The organism is Streptomyces sp. ADMS, assembly GCF_033441795.1.
Classification (GTDB): domain Bacteria; phylum Actinomycetota; class Actinomycetes; order Streptomycetales; family Streptomycetaceae; genus Streptomyces.
The window spans coordinates 10,757-30,833 of record NZ_JAVFVX010000005.1 but is presented as its reverse complement, the minus strand read 5'-3'; the positions used below and the strand labels follow the sequence as shown (position 1 = coordinate 30,833).

The following is a 20,077-nucleotide window of genomic DNA, read 5'->3' as shown; positions in this document are numbered from 1 at the left end:
TCACGGAGATCACACAGACCTGAAGGCCTCATGCCCCCGACGCTCGCCTCGCTCGTCCACCACTCCGCGCTCAAGCTGACCGTGCGGGCGGGAGGGGACCGCCTGGACGTACCCGTGCGCTGGGCGCACGCCAGCGAACTGGCCGACCCCGTTCCGTACATGGAGGGCGGGGAGCTGCTTCTGATCACCGCGCTCACGCTGGACGCCGAGGACCCCGAGGCCATGAGGCGCTATGTGAAGCGGCTGGCCGGGGCGGGCGTGGCCGGACTCGGCTTCGCCGTCGGGGTCAACTACGCGGACATCCCCGAGGCACTCGTCGAGGCGGCGGAGCACGAGGGGCTACCGCTCCTCGAAGTCCCGCGCCGCACGCCCTTCCTCGCCATCAGCAAAGCGGTGTCGGCAGCCATCGCGGCCGATCAGTACCGGGCGGTGACTGCCGGATTCGCGGCGCAGCGTGAACTGACCCGGCAGGCGCTGAGCGATGGCCCGGAGGGCCTGCTCGCCGCGCTCGCCTCGCAGGTCGACGGCTGGGCCGCGCTGTACGACGCCTCCGGCGCCGTCGTCGCCACCGCGCCCGAGTGGGCCGGTCGGCGGGCGGCGCGGCTCACGGCGGACGTGGAACTGCTGCGGGAGCGGCCGGCGCCGGCGAGCGCCGTGGTGGGTGCGGGCGGCGGAGACGACGACGTGGAGCGGGACCGGGTCGAGCTGCACTCCCTCGGCACGGGGCGGCGGCCGCGCGCCGCGCTGGCGGTGGGGACGGCTGCCGCGTTGGGTACGGCGGAGCGGTACGCCCTTCACTCGGCCATCGCCCTGCTGACCCTCACCACTGAGCGGTCCCGTTCCCTCCAGGCCGCCGAGCAGCGCATCGGCGCCGCCGTACTGCGCATGCTGCTGGCCGGCGAACCCGACCATGCGCGTGCCGTTGCCGGGGGCCTGTACGGCGAACTGCTCGACGCGCCCTTCCGGATCGTCGTCGCCGAGTCGGCGTCCGCTCCGGTGGGGGCTGTGCGGGAGGTCGGGGGCGGGGCTGTGAGATGGCCTACGGCCGGTGCTCTGGTCGCCGCCGACACGACCGGCGATCCGCTGGGTGGGCTCGCCGAGTGCCTGGAGGCTGCCGCCGCGCGGGCGGGGGAAGCGGTGCTGGTGGTGCCGGAGCGGGAGCGGTTGGTCGTGCTCGCGGTGGACGGAGGTGCGGCGGTGGGGGCCTGCGAGGAGTTCGCGGCGGCGCTGGAGCAGGCGCGGGCCGAGGTGCGGGGGCGGGGGGCTGATGCTCCGGCCACTTCTGCCGCCGCTTCGCCTGCCTCCCTTGGTTCTTCTGCTTCCGCCTCTGCCTCTGGTGACGAGGACGGGCTCGTGGTCGGGATGTCGGGGCCGGCCGGTCCCATCGCCGCGGCGGCCGCGTACAAGCAGGCCGAGCAGGCGTTGTCGGTGGCCCGGCGGCGGGGGCGGGTGCTGGTCGGGCACGAGCAGCTGGCCGCGGGGTCCGTGGTGCCGTTGCTCGCGGACGACGCGGTGCGGGCGTTCGCGGACGGGTTGCTGCGTCCGCTGTACGAACATGACGCGACGGGGCGGGGTGACCTGGTGGCGTCGCTGCGGGCGTGGCTGTCCCGGCACGGGCAGTGGGACGCGGCTGCGGCGGATCTTGGTGTGCACCGGCACACGCTGCGGTACCGGATGCGGCGGGTCGAGGAGATTCTGGGGCGGTCGCTGGATGATCCGGATGTGCGGATGGAGCTGTGGCTGGCGTTGAAGACCACGGCGGCGGTGGGGGAGTAGGGCGGGGGTTCGGCGGCGGTGGGGGAGTGAGGCGGGGGTTCGGTGGAGGTGGTGCGGGTCTTCTTCGTCCCCGCCGCCCCTGCCCGTCCCGTCCCATCCCGTTCCTGGAGGCTGCGCCCCCAGACGCCCGGCGCGCTGAAGGCGCTTGTCCTCAATCGCCGGACGGGCTGAGAGTGACCCCCTACCACGCCAAACCGTCCCACCCTCGCCGCCCACCACTCCACCCCGGACAAACAACCCCCCACCTTCCCCGCCCTACCGTGTATCCATGACCTCCACGCCCGTCACCCACGCCTTCTGGCTCGCCGGCCGCCAGACCACCGGCGAGACCACCTTCGACGTCACCTCCCCCTGGGACGGACGCCTCGTCGGCAAGGTCGGTGTGCCGACCGAGGCCCAGGTCGAGGAAGCCGTCGCCGCCGCCCACGCCGTCCGCGACGAGTTCGCCGCCGCCCCGGCCCACCTCCGCGCCGCCGCCCTCGACCACGTCAGCCGGCGTCTCGTCGAGCGCACGGAAGAGATCGCGCAGCTCATCTCCGCGGAGAACGGCAAGCCGATCAAGTGGGCCCGCGGCGAGGTCGGCCGAGCCGTCTCCGTGTTCCGGTTCGCCGCCGAGGAGGCCCGGCGATTCAACGGCGGCGAGGCGCAGCGCCTCGACACCGACCTCGGCGGTCAGGGCCGGCTCGCCCTCACCCGGCGCTTCCCCAAGGGCGTCGTCCTCGGCATCGCGCCCTTCAACTTCCCCCTCAACCTCTGCGCCCACAAGATCGCCCCGGCGATCGCAGCGGGCGCCCCCATCATCCTGAAGCCGGCCCCGGCCACGCCCCTCTCCGGCCTGGTCATCGGCGAACTCCTCGCCGAGACCGACCTGCCCGCCGGTTCCTGGAGCATCCTCCCGGTCGCCAACGACCGCATGCCCGCCCTCGTGCAGGACCCTCGCCTGCCCGTGATCTCGTTCACCGGGTCGGAGAAGGTCGGCTACGCGATCATGGATTCCGTGCCCCGCAAGCACTGCACCCTCGAACTCGGCGGCAACGGCGCGGCGGTCGTCCTCGGCGACTACGCGTCCGACGCCGACCTCGACTGGGCGGCGACCCGCATCGCCACGTTCTCCAACTACCAGGGCGGTCAGTCCTGCATCTCCGTGCAGCGGGTCATCGCGGACGCCTCCGTGTACGACCGGCTGCTGCCCCGTATCGTCGCCGCCGTCGAGGCCCAGGTGACCGGTGACCCGGCCGACAGTGCCACCGACGTCGGGCCGCTGGTCAGCGAGGATGCCGCCAAGCGGGTCGAGGCGTGGGTGGACGAGGCTGTCCGGGCGGGGGCTGCTCTGCTCGCCGGCGGCAAGCGTGACGGTGCCTCCTACGCGCCGACCGTCCTCACCGACGTGCCCGCCGATGTCACGATCTCCTGCGAGGAGGTGTTCGGGCCGGTCCTCACCGTGCAGAAGGTGGACGGCGAGGCCGCGGCCTTCGCGGCTGCCAACGACTCCAAGTACGGCCTCCAGGCAGGCGTGTTCACCCATGACCTCCAGGCCGCCTTCCGGGCGCACCGCGCCCTGGAGGTCGGCGGTGTCGTCATCGGCGACGTGCCGTCCTACCGCGCCGACCAGATGCCGTACGGCGGCGCCAAGCAGTCCGGCGTCGGCCGCGAGGGCGTCCGGTTCGCGATGGACGACTACACGTACGAGCGCGTCCTCGTCCTGACGGGTCTCACCCTCTAGCTAATGGGAACCGTTTTCACGTACACTCGCCGATGACGCGAACGCGCCGTCACGAAAGGGTCCGGCACCGATGCCTTCCGGTGCCGGACCCCTTCCATGTGCCGACCGCTCCGGACCCCAGGGCCTGCCCGGCCGATCATGCCGGAGGTGCGGGGCGTGGTGCGCACATCTGCGGCGTTGTCGTCCCTCGCCGACGCTCCGCGTCGACTCCCTCCTCCGCCTTGCAGCCGCACGCACCACGCCCCGCTCACGTGCGCTCATGAGGCGCCGCTGCTTTCCTCCAGCCTGATCCGCCGGACAGGCCCTAGCCGGAGAAGCCGACGTGCGCCAGCCGCAACGGGCCGCGCAGCCTGAGACGTACGTCGCGCACACCGTCGACGGCGAGTGTGGCCCGGACTGTCGTGTAGTCGTACGGGCCCGGGGTCGGCGTCGGCGTCAGTACGGCCGCCCTGTCTGCGCCGTCCAGTACGACCTCCACCACCCCCTCGCCCGCCACCGTGACCGTGACCTCCGTGACCCCTGCCCCGAAGTCGCAGTCCCGGTAGAGGAGTTCGGCCTCGCCGCCGGCCGCCGGTGTCACCGCGTCGCCCGACATCTTCGTACGGTCGACGATCTCGCCACCGCTCTGCTCGTCGAAGTCGGCTGCGCCCAGGCCGAGTTGGCGTACCGGGCGCGGTGTCGACGGGGTGCCGGTCACCGTGACCGTCGTACGTGCGCGGATGTCCTCGCTCGACGCGCCCGCCAAAAGCTCGTACCCGCCCGGCGCGAGGCGTCGGCCGCCGGTCGCCACGTCCCAGAACTCCAGGCAGCTGAGCGGGAGTTCGAAGGAGACCGTGGTCGATTCCCCCGGGGACAGGGTGATGCGGCGGTGGGCCACCAGTTCTCTGCGCGGGCGGGTGACCGGCGAGTCCGGCGCCCTCGTGTACAGCTGTGCCACCTCGTCCGCCGTGACGTCCCCGGTGTTGGTCACTGTGAACGACACCCGCAGCGTCTCGTCGTCCTCCGTCTCGGCCGTCAGGTCGCCGTACGCGAACGACGCGTACGACAGGCCGTGGCCGAAGGGGAACAGAGGCGTGCCCTCGAAGTAGAGGTACGTCTGCCGGGAGCCGATGATGTCGTAGTCCAGCAGGCCGGGGAGGTCTGCGTCGTCGGCGTACCAGGTCTGCGGGAGGCGTCCCGCCGGTGAGACGTCGCCCGCCAGGACGCGGGCCAGCGCCGTGCCCGCCGCCTGGCCGCCGTGCGCGGTCCACAGGGCCGCCGGGAGGTCCGCGACGTCGACCGCGTACGGGTACGCCGATACCAGGGCCAGGACGGTTCGGGGATTCGCCGCGTGGGCCGCCGTCAGCAGGCGCTGCTGGTGGGCGGGGAGGCGCAGCGTCGTGCGGTCCTCGGTCTCGCGGCCGTTGATGTGCGGGTCGTTGCCCGCGACCACCACGACCACGTCAGCCCGGGCGGCCACTCTCTTCACCGATTCCTCACCGCGTTCGGCGACGATCAGTTCGAAGATCTCCGGAGGAGTCTCCTTCTCGTCGGCAACCTTTACGCCGTCGGCGGCGACGGAGACGTGGCGACCCGTACCGACGTGCCTGAGGAGGTGATGGTTTTCATGGGACCCCTGCGCCCTGTGGGGCTCCAGGCGGAACGTCTCCTGGACGACCCAGCCTCCGGGCTGGTCCGCGGACGCCCGTACGTAACCGTCCTCCGCGACCGACAGATAGCGGCCGTCGGGCGCCCGCAGCGTCAGGACCCCCTCGCCCCAGTCGATCAGCGCGAAGTCGGTGCCGTCGGCGTCGGCCGTGAGTGCGGGCAGGTCGGTGCGGCCCGCGAGGAGGGCCGGGTCCAGCGCGCCCTCGGCGCCCCGGGCGACGTCGGGCGCGTCCTCGGCGGGCGGCACGTGCAGGAACGTACCCGCCGACGTCCGCAGGCGTACGCGGTCCACGCCCTCGGCGAACTCGACGTGCTCGGCGCCGAAGCGCTCGTACAGGGCCTCCAGCGGCGTCGAGCGGTGGATGAGGGTGCCGCTGTACCAGTCGGCCTTGCACTCGTCGGCGAGCAGACCGACGACCGCCACCCTGGTGCCGGGGGGCAGGGGAAGGGTGTGGCTGTCGTTCTTCAGCAGGACGACCGCCTGTTCCGCCGCCTCCTGGGCGAGGGCGCGGTGGGCCGGCGTGTCGAAGTCCTTGGTGTTGGCGTAAGGGTCGTACTGCGGGTCGAACTCGCCGAGGCGGAAACGGACCGAGAGCTGACGGCGGACCGCCCTGTCGATGTCCTCCTCCGTCAACAGGCCCTGGGACAGGGCGCCTTGAACGCGCGCGATGATCTTCGAACTGTCCGTGCCGTGGTCGGTGAAGCTGTCCACGCCGGCGATCAGCGCGGCGGCCGTCGCCTCCTCGTGGGTGTCGAAGTAGTGCTCCGAGTCGACCAGGTTGGAGGGCGCGGCGGCGTCCGAGCAGACGAGCAGGTCCTCGTCCGTCCAGGCGCGCAGATGCTCGCGCAGATGCGGCGAGACGTGGTTGGGGCGGCCGTTGACCAGGTTGTACGCGGGCATCACCCCGGCCACCGCGCCCGCCTCGACAGTCTCGCGGAAGGCGCGCAGATCGTACTCGTGCAGGACGCGCGGGCGGACCGAGGAGGACGTGATGTCCCTTCCGGTCTCGTTGTTGTGGGCCAGCCAGTGCTTGAGGACGGGGGCCGTGCGCCAGTACGCGGGGTGGTCGCCGCGCAGGCCACGGGTGTAGGCGGTGGCGATCGCCGAGGTCAGCTTCGGATCCTCCGAGTAGCCCTCCTCGTTGCGGCCCCACAGGGGGTGGCGCAGCAGATTGACCGTGGGCGCCCAGACGTTGAGGCCGACGCGGTCGTCGCGGGCCCGCATCGCGCGGACCTCCTTGGACACCGCGTCGCCGACGCGGTGCACGAGCTCCTCGTTCCAGGTCGCGCCGAGACCGACCGCCTGTGGGAAGACGGTCGCCGGACCCATCCACGCCACCCCGTGCAGCGCCTCCTGGCCGGTACGGAAGGCGGCGACGCCGAGGCGCTCGACGGCGGGTGCGAACTGGTGCAGGAACGCGACCCGTTCGTCGAGGGTGAGGCGCGACAGCAGATCGTCGATGCGCTTCGCGATCGGCAGCTGCGGATCGCGGAATGGCGGCGAAGGCGGCGTTTGTGCGGTCACGTGGGGTTCCCTTTGCGATGGAGCGGCGAGGCACATTCGAAGCGCTTCGATGCTCATTCGACGTGGGGGTGGGTGTCAAGAGACCCAGGCGCAACAACTCTGTTTCCTGCCCGTGATGTCAAGCGGTGTACGGGGGCGGTTCGGGCCGTTGTGCAGGGCTCCGTACCTCGGAGGAATCTTGGGACCGACCCTTGTGCACCCTCAGGTGTTCACTTAACCTCGCAGCAACATCGAAGCGCTTCGACTATGGATTGCCGTTGCACGAGTCGGAGGACCGCTTCAGCTCAGCGAGTTCCACTCAAGACACCGCAGCCGACGGCTCCACCGCCGGGTGTCCTGGTGCGCCATGAAGGGTTGACGCAATGACGCCGAACGCCGCTTCCGCTTCCTCCGGACCAAGCCGGAGAAGCTTCCTCGCCTCGACGGCGGTCGCCACCGCCGCCGTGGCGGGCGGGATGCCGCTGCTCTCCGCCTGCGGCGGTTCGGACAGCGGATCGCGCGACGGGACCACCTCGGGCAAGGCCGCGGACAAGCTGCTCCCGACGTTCGTCGCGAGCACGGTCGCCAGGCCGGACCTTCCGTCGAAGAACGGTTCGTCCGCCGGTTACACCGGCAGGGTCGACCTCGCCGCCCTCACCACCTCGGTCCCGGACAAGCTCGGCACCAGTGCCCCCTTCAAGATCATGTCCCCGTTCTGGGGCTCCCCGCCGAAGGCCGACTGCGCCTACTACAAGGCACTCGACGCCGCAGCGGGCACCAAGGTCACCTGGCAGAACCAGGACGGCAACACCTACGGCCAGAAGCTGGGCGCAGTCCTCGCCTCCAGCTCCATCCCCGACATGGTGGTCGTGCCCGGCTGGGAGCTGGTCGGCAAGATCGCGAACGCCGTCACCGCGAAGTTCATGGACCTCGGCCCCTACCTGGCGGGCGACAAGGTCAAGAAGTACCCGAACCTCGCCGCGATCCCCTCCGACGCCTGGCGCATGGGCATCTTCGGCGGCGCGCTGCGCGGTATCCCGATGCCGGCCGCCTCTGCGTCCTTCATCGTGCCCTACTACCGCAAGGACATCTTCGACGAGAAGGGCTACTCCGTTCCCACGTCGCCCGACGAGTTCCTCAGCTGGGCCAAGGAGGTCACCAGCGCCAAGGCCAAGGTGTGGGCCTGCGGCGACATGAACTGGACCGCGTGGAACATCTTCGGTGTCCGCCCCTCCGGGACGCTCGGCTGGAGCGTCGGTTCCGACGGCAAGCTGACGTACCGCGTCGAGCAGCCCGAATACCTCGAGGCCCTGGAGTGGACCCGCAAGCTGTTCGACGCGGGCGTAGTGCATCCCGACGACAAGGCACGCTCGGGCGACGCGGGCCAGCGGTTCACCGCCGGACAGACCCTGGTCTACAACCAGGACATGTCCACCTGGTACGGGAAGACCGCCGAACAGGCCCAGTCCAACCCGGATTTCGTCATCGAGGGCATGGACATCTTCGGCGCGGACGGCGGCAACCCGACGCTGTGGGCGGCCCAGCCGGCCGGCATCTGGTCGCTGATCCGCAAGGGCGCCTCGAAGGCGACGATCGAGAACGCGCTGGCCGCCGCCGACTTCGCGGCCGCGCCCTACGGCACCAAGGAACGGATGCTCGTCGACTACGGCGTCGAGGGCACCCACTACACGGTCAAGGACGGTGTCCCGGTCAAGAACGACCAGGGCAACTCCGAGGTGATCAACGCCTGGGTGATGCTGGCCGCGCCGGCTCCCTACTACGCCCACCCCGACTTCCCGGACGTCGCTCGCAAGCAGGTCGAGTGGCAGCAGCGGATGGGCGCCTTCATGAAGAAGACGTCCACCTACGGCATGAACATCGTCGAGCCGACCCGCTACGCGAACCTCAACAGCCAGTTCGAGCAGCTGGAGATCGACTACGTACGGGGCAACCGCAAGCTGTCGGACGTACAGGCCGCAGTCTCCACCTGGAAGTCCTCCGGCGGCGACCAGCTGCGCGACTGGTACCAGCAGCTCATCGACAAGAACGGCAGCGGCAACTGATGTCTCTCACGGCCGGGAGCAGGGCCGACGGGACTCGTCCCCCCACGGCCGTCGAGGAACCGGTGGCCGCGGTCGCCACGGTTGTGGTGAGAGAGCGGGTACCGCGCAAGGCGGACGGGGCGGGCAAGGTCCCCTGGCGGATCCGACTCCGCCGCGACCGCGCGCTCATCCTGATGACACTGCCCGTCATCGTGCTGCTGCTGATCTTCAACTACGTCCCGTTGCTCGGCAACGTCGTCGCCTTCCAGGACTACGACCCGTACGTCTCCAGCAACGGCGTCACGGCGATCTTCCACAGTCCCTGGGTCGGTGTGGAGCAGTTCTCGCGGATGGTCGACGACCCGCTCTTCTGGAGCGCCGCGAAGAACACCATCCTCCTGTTCGCGCTCCAACTGGTGCTGTTCTTCCCGATCCCGATCGCTCTCGCGCTGCTCATCAACAGCGTGATCAGGCCACGGGTCCGGGCCGTGGCGCAGGCAATCATGTATCTGCCGCACTTCTTCTCGTGGGTCCTCGTGGTCACCGTCTTCCAGCAGATCTTCGGAGGCGCGGGCATCATCGCCCAGACACTCGAGGACCACGGGTGGAGCGGCTTCGACCTGATGACCAACGCGGACCTCTTCAAGTACCTGGTCACCGCACAGGCCGTCTGGAAGGACGCCGGCTGGGGGATCATCGTCTTCCTCGCCGCGCTGGCCGCCGTCAGCACCGATCTGTACGAGGCCGCCGCCATGGACGGCGCGGGGCGCTGGCGCCGTATGTGGCACGTGACGCTGCCCGCGCTGCGCCCGGTGATCGCGCTGCTGCTGGTCCTGCGGGTGGGCGACGCGCTGAGTGTGGGATTCGAGCAGTTCCTGCTTCAGCGGGACGCGGTCGGCGTGGGGGCCAGCGAGGTCCTCGACACGTACGTGTGGAACATGGGTATCCAGAACGGCGACTTCAGCTACGCGGCCGCGGTCGGCCTCGTCAAGGGAGCCATCGGAGTGTGTCTCGTCCTGGGCGCGAACAAGTTCGCGCACCTGCTCGGCGAGCAGGGGGTGTACAAGAAGTGAGCCTCAACACGCAGCTCGTCCGCAGCCTCAAAGCCCCCGCCCGCCCTGCGTGGGAGGAGCAGCCCAGCAAGGCCGGGCTCACCGCCAAGAGCAGCTTCCTCGCACTCTGTTGTCTGGGGGTGCTCGGCCCGCTGTGGATCGTGATCGTCACCAGCCTCTCCCCGAAGCCGGTGATCGACCGGGTCGGCGGTCTCGTCGTGATCCCCCAGGGCATCACCTTCGTCAACTACACGGAGTTGCTCAGCGGCGGGCAGGTCAGCCGGGCGATCACGATCTCGGTCGGTGTCACGCTCCTCGGCACGCTGTTCTCGATGACGGTGTCGGTGCTCGCGGCCTACGGGCTGTCCCGGCCGGGCAGTCTGGGGCACCGGTTCTTCCTGCTCACCATGATGGCGACCATGTTCTTCGGGGCCGGCCTCATCCCGACGTACCTCCTGGTGCAGTCGCTGGGGCTCACCGACACCTATCTGTCGCTGGTCCTGCCCAGTGCGGTCAGCGTCTTCAACATTCTCGTCCTGCGGGCGTTCTTCATGGGGATCTCGCCCGAGCTCACCGAGTCCGCGCGGATCGACGGGGCGGGGGATCTACGGATCCTGCTGACCATCATCATGCCGCTGTCCCGGGCGGTGCTGGCCGTGATCTCCCTGTTCTACGCGGTCGGGTACTGGAGTGCCTGGTTCAACGCGTCCATCTATCTCAGTGACCAGGAGATGATGCCGCTGCAGAACGTGCTCATCCAGCTGGTACAGAAGAACACCGCGGCGCCCACGGGGCTTCAGCAGGCGGTCCGTACGGGGCAGTTGTCGGCGCTGGGGTTGCAGATGGCCGTGATGGTCCTTGCGTTGATCCCTGTCGCGGTGGCATCGCCGTTCGTCCAGAGGCACTTCAAGAAGGGCATGTTGACCGGCGCGGTCAAGGGCTGACGTCCAGGTTCGCGAAATGAGGTGCCTCTTGCGGTCCGTTGGCGACCGCGGGGCCGTTGTGGTTGATCGCGCAGTTCCCCGCGCCCCTTCAGGGCGCCATTCCTCCCCCCCCTTTCTTCCAGATCGAGGTAAGTCATGTCTTCGTCCCGTCCGAGTAGACGTGCCGTTCTTGCTGCGAGCGCCGCCGTTGCCGCAGTTTCCGCCGTGTCCCTGCCCGGTACGGCGGCCCAGGCGGCCCCCGCCGCGGCCGCGGCCGCGCCGCCCGCCTATCGCTGGCGCACCGCCGTCATCGGCGGCACCGGGTTCGTCACCGGGGTGCTGTTCCACCCTTCCGTTCGAGGTCTCGCCTACGCCCGTACCGACATCGGCGGCGCCTACCGGTGGGACGAGCGCGCCGCGCGCTGGACCGCGCTCACCGATCACCTCGGGTGGGACGACTGGAACCTCCTCGGGGTGGAGGCGATCGCCGTCGACCCCGCGCACCCCAACCGCGTGTACCTCTCCCTCGGCACCTACGCCCAGTCGTGGGCCGGGAACGGTGCCGTCCTGCGGTCCGAGGACCGGGGCGCGACCTGGACCCGCACCGACCTGACCGTGAAGCTCGGGGCCAACGAGGACGGGCGGGGCGCCGGCGAGCGGCTGCTCGTCGACCCGCGCGACAGCGACACCCTGTGGCTGGGAACCCGGCACGACGGGCTCCTCAGGTCCACCGACCGGGGCGCCACCTGGGCAGTCGCGAGCACCTTCCCGGCCACCCCGAGCGCGACCGGCCAGGGCGTCACCTTCCTGGTCGCGGCCGGCCGAACCGTCTACGCCGGGTGGGGCGACGGCGACGGCAACGGAACCGCCGGTACGGCCAACCTGTACCGCACCTCCGACGGCACGACCTGGGAAGCCGTACCGGGCCAGCCCGTCGGCGCCACCTCCGCCAAGGTCCCGATCCGCGCCGCCTACGACAGGCACACCCGCGACCTGTACGTGACGTACGGCAACGCGCCAGGACCCAACGGCCAGTCGGACGGCAGCGTGCACAAGCTGCGCACCACGAACGGCGGTTGGACGGACGTGACCCCGGTCGAGCCGGGCGGGACCACCGCCGACGGCTCCGCCGACAACTTCGCCTACGGCGGAGTCGCCGTCGACGCCTGCCGGGCCGGCACCCTCGTCGTCTCCACCAACAACCGCTGGGCCGAGATCGACACGGTGTTCCGCTCCACCAACGGCGGCCGTACGTGGACGTCCCTCAAGGACAGCGCCGTGTTCGACGTGTCCGAGACCCCCTTCCTCAAGTGGGGCAACGACAAGCCGAAGTTCGGCTGGTGGATCCAGGCACTCGCCCTCGACCCGTACGACTCCCGGCACATCGTGTACGGGACCGGCGCGACCCTCTACGGCACCCGCGACCTCAAGAACTGGGCCCCGCAGATCCGCGGCCTGGAGGAGACGTCCGTGCGCCAGCTGATCTCGCCCCCGGTCGGGGAGGCGCACCTGCTCAGCGGACTCGGGGACATCGGCGTGATGTACCACGAGCGGCTCACGGCGTCCCCATCGCGCGGCATGGCGACCAACCCCGTGTTCGGATCGGCGACGGGACTCGCCCAGGCCGCGGCCAAGCCGTCGTACGTCGTCCGGTCAGGGTGGGGTGACAACGGCAACGGGGCCTTCTCGAACGACGGCGGGCGGAGCTGGGCACCCTTCGCCGCCCAGCCCGACATCGCCAAGGACGCACCGGGGCCGATCGCCACCAACGCCGACGGCAGCGTGCTGCTGTGGACCTTCGTGCACTGGGACGGCACGAAGTACCCGGCCCACCGCTCCACGGACAACGGCACGACCTGGTCCGAGATCTCCTCCGTTCCGAAGGGCGCCACGCCGGTCGCCGACCCGGCCGACCCGACGCGCTTCTACGCGTACGACACCGATGCGGGAACGCTGTACGCCAGTAGCGACAGTGGCCTCACGTTCACCGCCCGGGCGAGCGGGCTGCCCTCCGGAGACAGTCAGTTCGAGCTGGCCGCGGCACCCGGACGCTCCGGTGACCTGTGGCTGAGCGTCAAGTGGAACGGGCTCTACCGGTCCACCGACGGGGGTGCCACCTTCGCCAAGGTCGCCAGCTGCTGGGCGTCGTACACGCTCGGATTCGGCCGGGCAGCCGAGGGCGCCGCCTACCCGGCGGTCTACCTGGTCGGTTCCACCGAGACCATCACCGCCGTCTACCGCTCCGACGACGAGGCGAAGACCTGGACACGGATCAACGACGACGCCCACCAGTGGGGGTGGATCGGCGCGGCGATCACCGGCGACCCGCGGATCCACGGCCGCGTCTACCTCGCCACCAACGGGCGGGGCATCCAGTACGGGGACCCCGTCTGATGCCGGGGCTCAGGGATGCCACCCAGGGGCGCATCCTCTTCGGCGGTGACTACAACCCCGAGCAGTGGCCCGAGGAGACCTGGCACGAGGACGTCCGGCTGATGAAGGACGCCGGCGTCAACTCCGTCACGCTCGGCGTCTTCTCCTGGGCGAAGCTCGAACCCCGGCCCGGGACAAGGGAGTTCGGCTGGCTGGACCGGCTGATGGACCTGATGCACGACAACGGCATCGGCGTCGTCCTCGCCACGCCCACCTCCTCGCCGCCGCCCTGGATGGGCCGGCTGCACCCGGAGACCCTGCCCGTCGCCGAGGACGGGCGGATCGAGTGGTGGGGCGGGCGCCAGCACTTCGCGCACTCCAGCGCGGTCTACCGCCGCTACGCCGCCGCCATCACCGAGGACCTGGCCGCCCGTTACGGCGGCCACCCCGCCCTCACCATGTGGCACATCAACAACGAGTACTGCACCTACGACTGGGGCGACGAGTCCGCCGCCGCCTTCCGCCGCTGGCTCCAGGACAGGTACGCCACCCTGGACGCCCTCAACGAAGCCTGGGGTACGGCCTTCTGGAGCCAGGGGTACGGCGACTGGTACGAGATCCTGCCGCCGCGTCTCCCGCACTACATGCGGAACCCGACCCAGGTGCTCGACTTCAAACGCTTCACGTCCGACGCGCTCCTGGAGTGCTACCTCGCGGAGCGCGACATCGTCCGCCGCCACACCCCGCACCTCCCGGTCACCACCAACTTCATGCCGATGTGGGTGGGACAGGACGCCTGGCGCTGGGTCCAGGAGGAGGACGTCGTCTCCGTCGACCTCTACCCCGATCCACGTGACCCGTTCGGCGCCCAACAGGGCGCGCTCGTCCAGGACATGACGCGTTCGCAGGCGCGCGGTCCGTGGATGCTGATGGAGCAGGCGGCCGGTCCGGTCAACTGGCGGGGCGTCAACCACCCCAAGCCGCGTGGCCTCAACCGCCTCTGGTCGCTCCAGGCGGTGGCGCGCGGCGCCGACGCCGTCTGCTACTTCCAGTGGCGCCAGTCCCGGCAGGGCGCCGAGAAGTTCCACTCCGGCATGGTCAGCCACGCCGGCGAACACGGCCGCACCTTCCAGGAGGTCAGGCAACTCGGGGCCGAACTCGCGACCATCAGTGCCGAGGTGACGGACAGTCATACCGCCAACGACATCGCCGTCCTGCACGACTGGCATGCCTGGTGGGGCGGCGCCCAGGAGGGGCGGCTCTCCTCGGAGGCGGACTACCCGCAGGTCGTACGGGCCTGGCACCGGGCCCTGTGGGAAGCGCACCTCGCGACGGACTTCGCCCACCCAGAGCACGACCTGTCGGCCTACCGGCTCGTCGTCGTACCGCAGTTGTACCTGCTCACGGACGCGGCGATCGACAACCTCCTGGCGTACGTACGCGGCGGCGGCACCCTCGTCTGCGGATTCCTGACCGGAGTCGCCGACGAGGACGACCGGGTACGGCCCGGCGGCATGGATGCCCGACTGCGCGAACTCCTCGGAGTGCGCACCCTGCACGAGTGGTGGCCGCTGGACGCGGGCGACACCGTCGAAGTGGACGGCTTCCGGGGGCACTTGTGGTCCGAGGAGCTGGAGGCCGACGACGCCGACGAGGTCACTGCGTACAAGGGCGGCGAACTCGACGGGCTGCCGGCGGTGCTGCGCAAGGGGCGCGCCTGGTACGTCTCCACGCTCCCCGAGCCCGACGCTCTGCGGGACCTCCTGGCCCGGATCGGCGCCGACGCGGGCGTACGACCGGTGCTGGACGGACTGCCCGCCGGGGTCGAGGCGGTCCGGCGCGGTGAGCTGCTCTTTGTGCTCAACCACGGGTCCGACCCGGTGACCGTCCAAGTACCCGGTGTCCACCGGGACCTGCTCACCGGGGACATCGTCATCGACGCGGTCTCGCTGGGCCGGTACGGAGTGGCGGTGCTCAAGCCATGACCACCGGCGGACCCGTCCACGGAACCTGGGAACCATGCCCCGCCGCCCGTTGGGAGGACGGCTACCTCAGCGGCAACGGGAGCCATGGCGCCCTGGTGTTCGGCGACCCGGAGAGCGACCGCGTCGTCGTCACACACCACACCCTCGTACGCCCGAACGGCAGCGAGCACGCACGGCCACCGCAACTGGCGGGCCAACTGGGCGCGCTCCAGGACCGGTTGCTCGCCGGGGAGGCCACGGCCGCCGAGAGCTTCACCGACGGGCGGGAGCTGCAGTGGGTGCAGCCCTTCCATCCGGCGTTCCAGGTGCGGCTGCGTGGCGGAGCGTCCGCGGGGGAGCGGCCCGACTACCGGCGGTCCGTCGACTTCACCAGCGGGGTGGCCGAGGCCGCGTGCGCGGGGTGGCGCAGCCGGGTCTTCGTGTCCCGCGCGGACGACGTCATCGTCCAGTACGTCACCGGCGTCACCGGCGTCACCGGCGTCACTGGCGTCACTGGCGTCACTGGCGTCACCGGCGGCCCTGGCGTCACGGGCGGGACCGGCAGCCCAGGCGGCCCTGGCGGCACGGGCAGCCCAGGCGGTTCTGGCGGGTCGGGTGTCACCGGCGGTACCGGCGGGCCTGGCGGCACTGGCGATACCGGTGGCAAGGGTGGCAAGGGTGGCATGGGCAGCCCAGGCGGTTCTGGCGGCTCGGGTGTCACCGGCGGGCCTGGCGGCACTGGCGATACTGGTGGCATCGGTGGCATCGGTGGCATCGGTGGCATCGGTGGCATCGGTGGCATCGGTGGTACGGGCGGGACCGGCAGCCCAGGCGGCCCTGGCGGCATGGGCGGCACGGGCGGGACCGGCAGCCCAGGCGGTCCTGGCGGCCGCGGTCTCACCCTCGACATCGATCTCGACCACCGACTCCCGGGCTACCCTGGGGAGTTGGGCGTCGGCCAGAGCGTGGTGCGCACTCCCGAGGGCGCCCTGCTCACCATCCGCGCCCGCTACCCCGACAGCGACCGCGCGTACACCGGGGTGACCCTCGTCGTGCCCATGGGCGGCGGGACAACCCTCACCCCGCCCGGCGTGCGTGTCGAGGGCGCGGAGTCCGTGCTGCTGCTGACCCGCGTCGTCCGGCACGTCGGCGAACTGGATACGGCGGATCACGCCCGCGCCCTGCGTGAACTGCTGCCGGGCGGGGACGGGGACGGTGAGCCGTGGCCGGGGGACCGGATGTACGACCGTCTCCTCGCCCGCCACGCCTCCCTCCACCGCACCGCCTACGAGCGCGTCACCCTCGACCTCGCCGCCGACGAAGCCGAACGCACCCTTCCCGGAACGGAGTTGCTGGCCCGACCGAAGAGCCCCGCCCTCCTGGAGCGTCTCTTCGCCGCCGGCCGCTACCACCTGCTCTCCGCCAGTGGAATGCTTCCGCCCCGCCTGGTCGGCCTGTGGACCGGCGACTGGAACACAGCCTGGTCCGGAGCGTTCACCGCCGACGCCAACCTCAACCTCCAGACGGCATCGGCGGCGGCCGGCGCACTCCCCGAAGTCACCGAGGCCCAAGCCTCCCTGATCCACCGCCAGACGGACGACTGGCGGGAGAACGCCCGCGCGGTCTTCGGTACCCGGGGTGTGGTCGCCCCCGCACACACCGACGGCGAGTCCGGACTGACGTACCACTTCTCCCGTGAGTACCCGCTCCAGCTCTGGACGGCGGGCGCCGACTGGCTGCTCAAGCCGCTCGTCGACCACGACGAAACCGAGGGCGTACGCGACCCGCGCACAGCCGCCCTGCTCGCCGAAGTCGCCCTGTTCTACGAGGACTTCCTCACCCGTACCGACGCCGACGGCCACCTCGTCGTCGTCCCCTCCTACTCGCCCGAGAACCGTCCCGCCAACGCGAGCTGGGGCACCCTCAACGCCGCCATGGACCTCTCCGCGGCCCGGCACGCCCTGCTCACCGCCGCCGACTACCACCCCGAGGACCCCGAACGCGCCGACCGTTGGCGGGCTCTGGCAGACCGGCTCCCGCCGCACCGCGTCAACGCCGACGGCGCGCTCGCCGAATGGGCCCGGCCCGGCCTCGACGACTCCTACGACCACCGTCACCTCAGTCATCTCTACGGTGTCTGGCCCCTCGACGAGATCAACCCGTACGACACCCCGGACCTGGCCGGCGCCGCGTACCGTGCCCTCCAGCTCCGGGGCGCCGAGAACGACTCGGCCCACGGCCACCTGCACCACGCGCTGATCGCGGCCCGCCTCCGCGACGCCGAACGGGTCACCCACGCCCTCGGCCAGGTGCTCGACGGAGACTTCTTCCACGCCTCCCTGATGAGCGCGCACTACCCGCGGCGGGACGTCTACAACGCGGACGCCGCCCACGCCCTGCCCGCCGTCCTGATCGAGGCACTCATCCAGTCGACCCCCGGCCGACTGGTCCTCCTGCCCGCGCTCCCGGCGGCCTGCCCCACCGGCCGACTCCGGGGCGTACGAACGCGGTTCGGCGCGGAGGTCGACCTCGACTGGGGGCCGGGGCGGGGCCGGGCCGTCGTACGCCCCACCCGCAGTGGCCGTATCGATCTCAGGACTTCCTCCGGCGCACGCACGATCGACCTCGTCGCCGGAGAAGACCGCGTCCTCGACCTGGGGCCGCGGTAACCGCACCAAGGAACAGCGCAGCAGAGAACAGCAGACAACCCCCCACTCTCATCCCCTCGCATCCCCCCCACCCATGGAAGGAACCCCCATGGCAACACGCACCCGCACGCTGAGCCGGATCACCAAGGTCCTGCTGGCCCCAGCTCTCGCGCTCGGCGCCACCATCGGTCTCGCGTCCGCCCCCGCCTCGGCCGCTGTCTGGAACACCTGCGACCAGTGGGGCAACACCTCGCTGAACGGCTACACCCTCTACAACAACATCTGGGGCTCCGGCGCCGGCAGCCAGTGCACCTGGGCCAACTCCGGTACCAACTGGGGGGTCTGGGCCAACCACCCGAACACCGGCGGCATCAAGTCGTACCCCAACTCCAAAAAGGTGATCAACAAGACGATCACCTCGCTCGGCTCGCTCTCCAGCAGCTACAACGTCACCGTCCCGTCGTCCGGCGCGTACAACACGTCGTACGACATCTGGGACACGGACTACGACTACGAGATCATGCTCTGGGTCAACAAGACCGGAGCCGTCGGCCCGCTCGGCACCTCACAGGGCAACGTGACGCTGGGCGGCCACACCTGGACCGTCTACAAGGGCGACAACGGAGCGAACGAGGTCTTCTCGTTCATCCGCACGTCGAACTCGTCGTCCGGCACCGTCAACATCCTCCCGATCCTCAAGTGGATCAAGGACACCAAGGGCTGGTTCGGCAACGAGACCATCGGTGACGTGCAGTTCGGGTACGAGGTCACCTCGTCCTCCGGCGGCCTGGACTTCACCACCAACAACCTGACCGTCAGCAGCAGCTGAGACAGCGGGACAGGCTGAAGGGCCGGGGCCGGTCGTGCCGTTCAGGCGCGGTCGACCTCGGCCCGCAGTGCGTTGTAGTCGGCGAAGGCCGAGTCGACGTCGGCGCGGGTCAGACCGTACCGGGCCAGGTCGTAACTGTGGGGGCGGGTGCCCTTGGGGCGGGCCGCGACTGCGGGGAGCCGGGCGGCGTCGGCATCGGTCCAGCGGGCGCCGACGGCGTCGTAGAGCTTCGGGGCGCCCGGCGCGGGATCGGTCCCGAGCCAGGAGTACGGGACGTCCACCAGGGACTCGCGAGGGACGGCGGCACGGGCGACGAGGCCGCGGTTCACGGAGCGGCTGAGGAGTCCGAGCCAGGTGGCGCCGAGGCCGGGCAGGTCCAGGGGGCGCAGGGTGATCGCCATGCCGGCCTCGATGAGGCTGCAGAACGAGGCCACCACGGCGGCCGGATCGCGGTGCGTCCACACGATCGTGGCGTCCGGGAAGACGCGGAGCAGCGCGTCCAGGTTCTCGGTGTGCAGAGGGGACTTGAGGACCCAGCGGCGGCGGGGGCGGCCGTACTGGAGCACCTGGTAGATCTGTTTGAGGTACGCGTAGTCGGGGACGAAGTCCCGTTTCTGGAGCGCCACCCGGTACTCGGGAATACGAGCCTGGGACAGCGGCATGATCGTGTGCGGGAGGGCGAAGGTGCACTCCTCGGGGCCCTCGGCGGCCATGGGGTGGATGTCGCGGTAGCGCGGGGAGAACAGGTTGATGCCGCCGACCATCATGCGCGCTGCCCTGATGGCCTTCCGCCGCTGCTCGGGCGTGCCGTCCAGGTCGGGTGTCAGCAGTTCCCACAACCTGGGACATCGGTGCTCGTCCGAGAGGGACAGCACACCGTGGGTGAGTGTGGTGGCGGTGCGCGGCAGACCCACCACGAACACCGGTTTCTCGATGGGCTCCTGGGCGATCTCGGGCCGCTCGGCGATCAGCCGCAGAACCCGGGCCCGGTTGGTGAGATGCCTGCGGACATGGCCCTGTGCGGACATCCAGCCGACCGGCGTGAGGTTCCCGTCCCGGGCCCAGTCGCAGAGCAGGGAACGGAAGCCGTCGACGAAGTCCTCGTCCCCGGGCGCCTGTCCGGCATCGGCGACCAGCCGGTCGAAGACGTGGTCGGGCGTGCGACGGGAACGGTGGGCGGGCCGGAGCAGGAGGTCGGCCAACCGCAGAGCGAACGGAGTCGTGGACACGGGCGGAACACCCTTCGACGTGCGTGGCAGCGGACGGTTGGGTCTCTACCCAGTCAACTGCCCTTTGCTGCACGGGAGTTCGCAGGAAACCCAGCATTAACAGACGGCCGGCCCCTCCCTCGTGGGCCGATCGCACCCGCCCGGGTCCGCGAGCAGACGCGCCCCGGGCTGTGACATGTGCGGCTCCGCCGCATGGGCGAGACAAGCCACGACACAGCCGCACCCGCCCCCCGAACCGGCCCTGAGCGGGGCCCCTGGACCGGCCCTGAGCCGGCCCCCCGAGCCGTCCCTGAGCCGGCCCTTGAGCCGGCCTTGAGCTGGCCAGCGAGCCGGCCCTGGACCGGCCCTGAGTCGGGAGCCCCCGAGC

General features: G+C 70.7%; 11 protein-coding genes. 9 read left to right on the top strand and 2 right to left on the bottom strand.

Annotated features, from left to right (window positions below):
* Positions 1 to 30: 30 nt before the first annotated feature.
* Together RB628_RS03355 and RB628_RS03350 are read left to right on the top strand one after the other, a co-directional pair.
* Positions 31 to 1,776, top strand: coding sequence for a PucR family transcriptional regulator (locus tag RB628_RS03355; RefSeq protein WP_318318736.1), 1,746 nt, complete (start codon positions 31 to 33; stop codon positions 1,774 to 1,776).
* Between the two features lie 268 nt (positions 1,777 to 2,044).
* Positions 2,045 to 3,499: an aldehyde dehydrogenase family protein gene (locus RB628_RS03350; protein ID WP_318318735.1), complete on the top strand. Its 1,455-nt coding sequence runs from the start codon at positions 2,045 to 2,047 to the stop codon at positions 3,497 to 3,499.
* A gap of 304 nt (positions 3,500 to 3,803) precedes the next feature.
* On the opposite strand, the gene RB628_RS03345 is transcribed toward RB628_RS03350, so the two are convergent.
* A complete protein-coding gene (locus RB628_RS03345) occupies positions 3,804 to 6,671 on the bottom strand; it encodes a glycoside hydrolase family 3 C-terminal domain-containing protein (protein ID WP_318318734.1) in 2,868 nt (955 codons plus the stop codon).
* Between the two features lie 362 nt (positions 6,672 to 7,033).
* Between RB628_RS03345 and RB628_RS03340 the strand changes: the two genes are divergently transcribed.
* The 7 genes from RB628_RS03340 (at position 7,034) to RB628_RS03310 (ending at position 18,481) form a co-directional block, all read left to right on the top strand.
* The gene (locus RB628_RS03340) at positions 7,034 to 8,713 is read left to right on the top strand and encodes an extracellular solute-binding protein (RefSeq protein WP_318318733.1); all 1,680 of its coding nucleotides are present in this window, start codon (positions 7,034 to 7,036) and stop codon (positions 8,711 to 8,713) included.
* Positions 8,713 to 9,765 carry an ABC transporter permease gene (locus RB628_RS03335; protein ID WP_318318732.1) on the top strand — a complete coding sequence of 351 codons (1,053 nt, stop codon included), beginning with the start codon at positions 8,713 to 8,715 and terminating at the stop codon, positions 9,763 to 9,765. Before RB628_RS03340 ends, RB628_RS03335 begins: the two co-directional genes overlap by 1 nt.
* The gene (locus RB628_RS03330) at positions 9,762 to 10,688 is read left to right on the top strand and encodes a carbohydrate ABC transporter permease (RefSeq protein WP_318318731.1); all 927 of its coding nucleotides are present in this window, start codon (positions 9,762 to 9,764) and stop codon (positions 10,686 to 10,688) included. The genes RB628_RS03335 and RB628_RS03330 overlap by 4 nt, the downstream gene beginning before the upstream one ends.
* Positions 10,689 to 10,823: 135 nt before the next feature.
* Positions 10,824 to 13,061, top strand: coding sequence for a 1,4-beta-glucanase (locus RB628_RS03325; RefSeq protein ID WP_318318730.1), 2,238 nt, complete (start codon positions 10,824 to 10,826; stop codon positions 13,059 to 13,061).
* Positions 13,061 to 15,025, top strand: coding sequence for a beta-galactosidase (locus tag RB628_RS03320; protein WP_318318729.1), 1,965 nt, complete (start codon positions 13,061 to 13,063; stop codon positions 15,023 to 15,025). The genes RB628_RS03325 and RB628_RS03320 overlap by 1 nt, the downstream gene beginning before the upstream one ends.
* Positions 15,022 to 17,673, top strand: coding sequence for a glycosyl hydrolase family 95 catalytic domain-containing protein (locus tag RB628_RS03315; RefSeq protein WP_318318728.1), 2,652 nt, complete (start codon positions 15,022 to 15,024; stop codon positions 17,671 to 17,673). Before RB628_RS03320 ends, RB628_RS03315 begins: the two co-directional genes overlap by 4 nt.
* Positions 17,674 to 17,761: 88 nt before the next feature.
* Complete coding sequence (locus tag RB628_RS03310; protein ID WP_318318727.1) at positions 17,762 to 18,481, top strand: GH12 family glycosyl hydrolase domain-containing protein; 720 nt, start codon at positions 17,762 to 17,764, stop codon at positions 18,479 to 18,481.
* A gap of 41 nt (positions 18,482 to 18,522) precedes the next feature.
* Here RB628_RS03310 and RB628_RS03305 read toward each other — a convergent pair whose 3' ends face one another.
* The gene (locus tag RB628_RS03305; protein ID WP_318318726.1) at positions 18,523 to 19,710 is read right to left on the bottom strand and encodes a sulfotransferase; all 1,188 of its coding nucleotides are present in this window, start codon (positions 19,708 to 19,710) and stop codon (positions 18,523 to 18,525) included.
* Between the last annotated feature and the right edge of the window lie 367 nt (positions 19,711 to 20,077).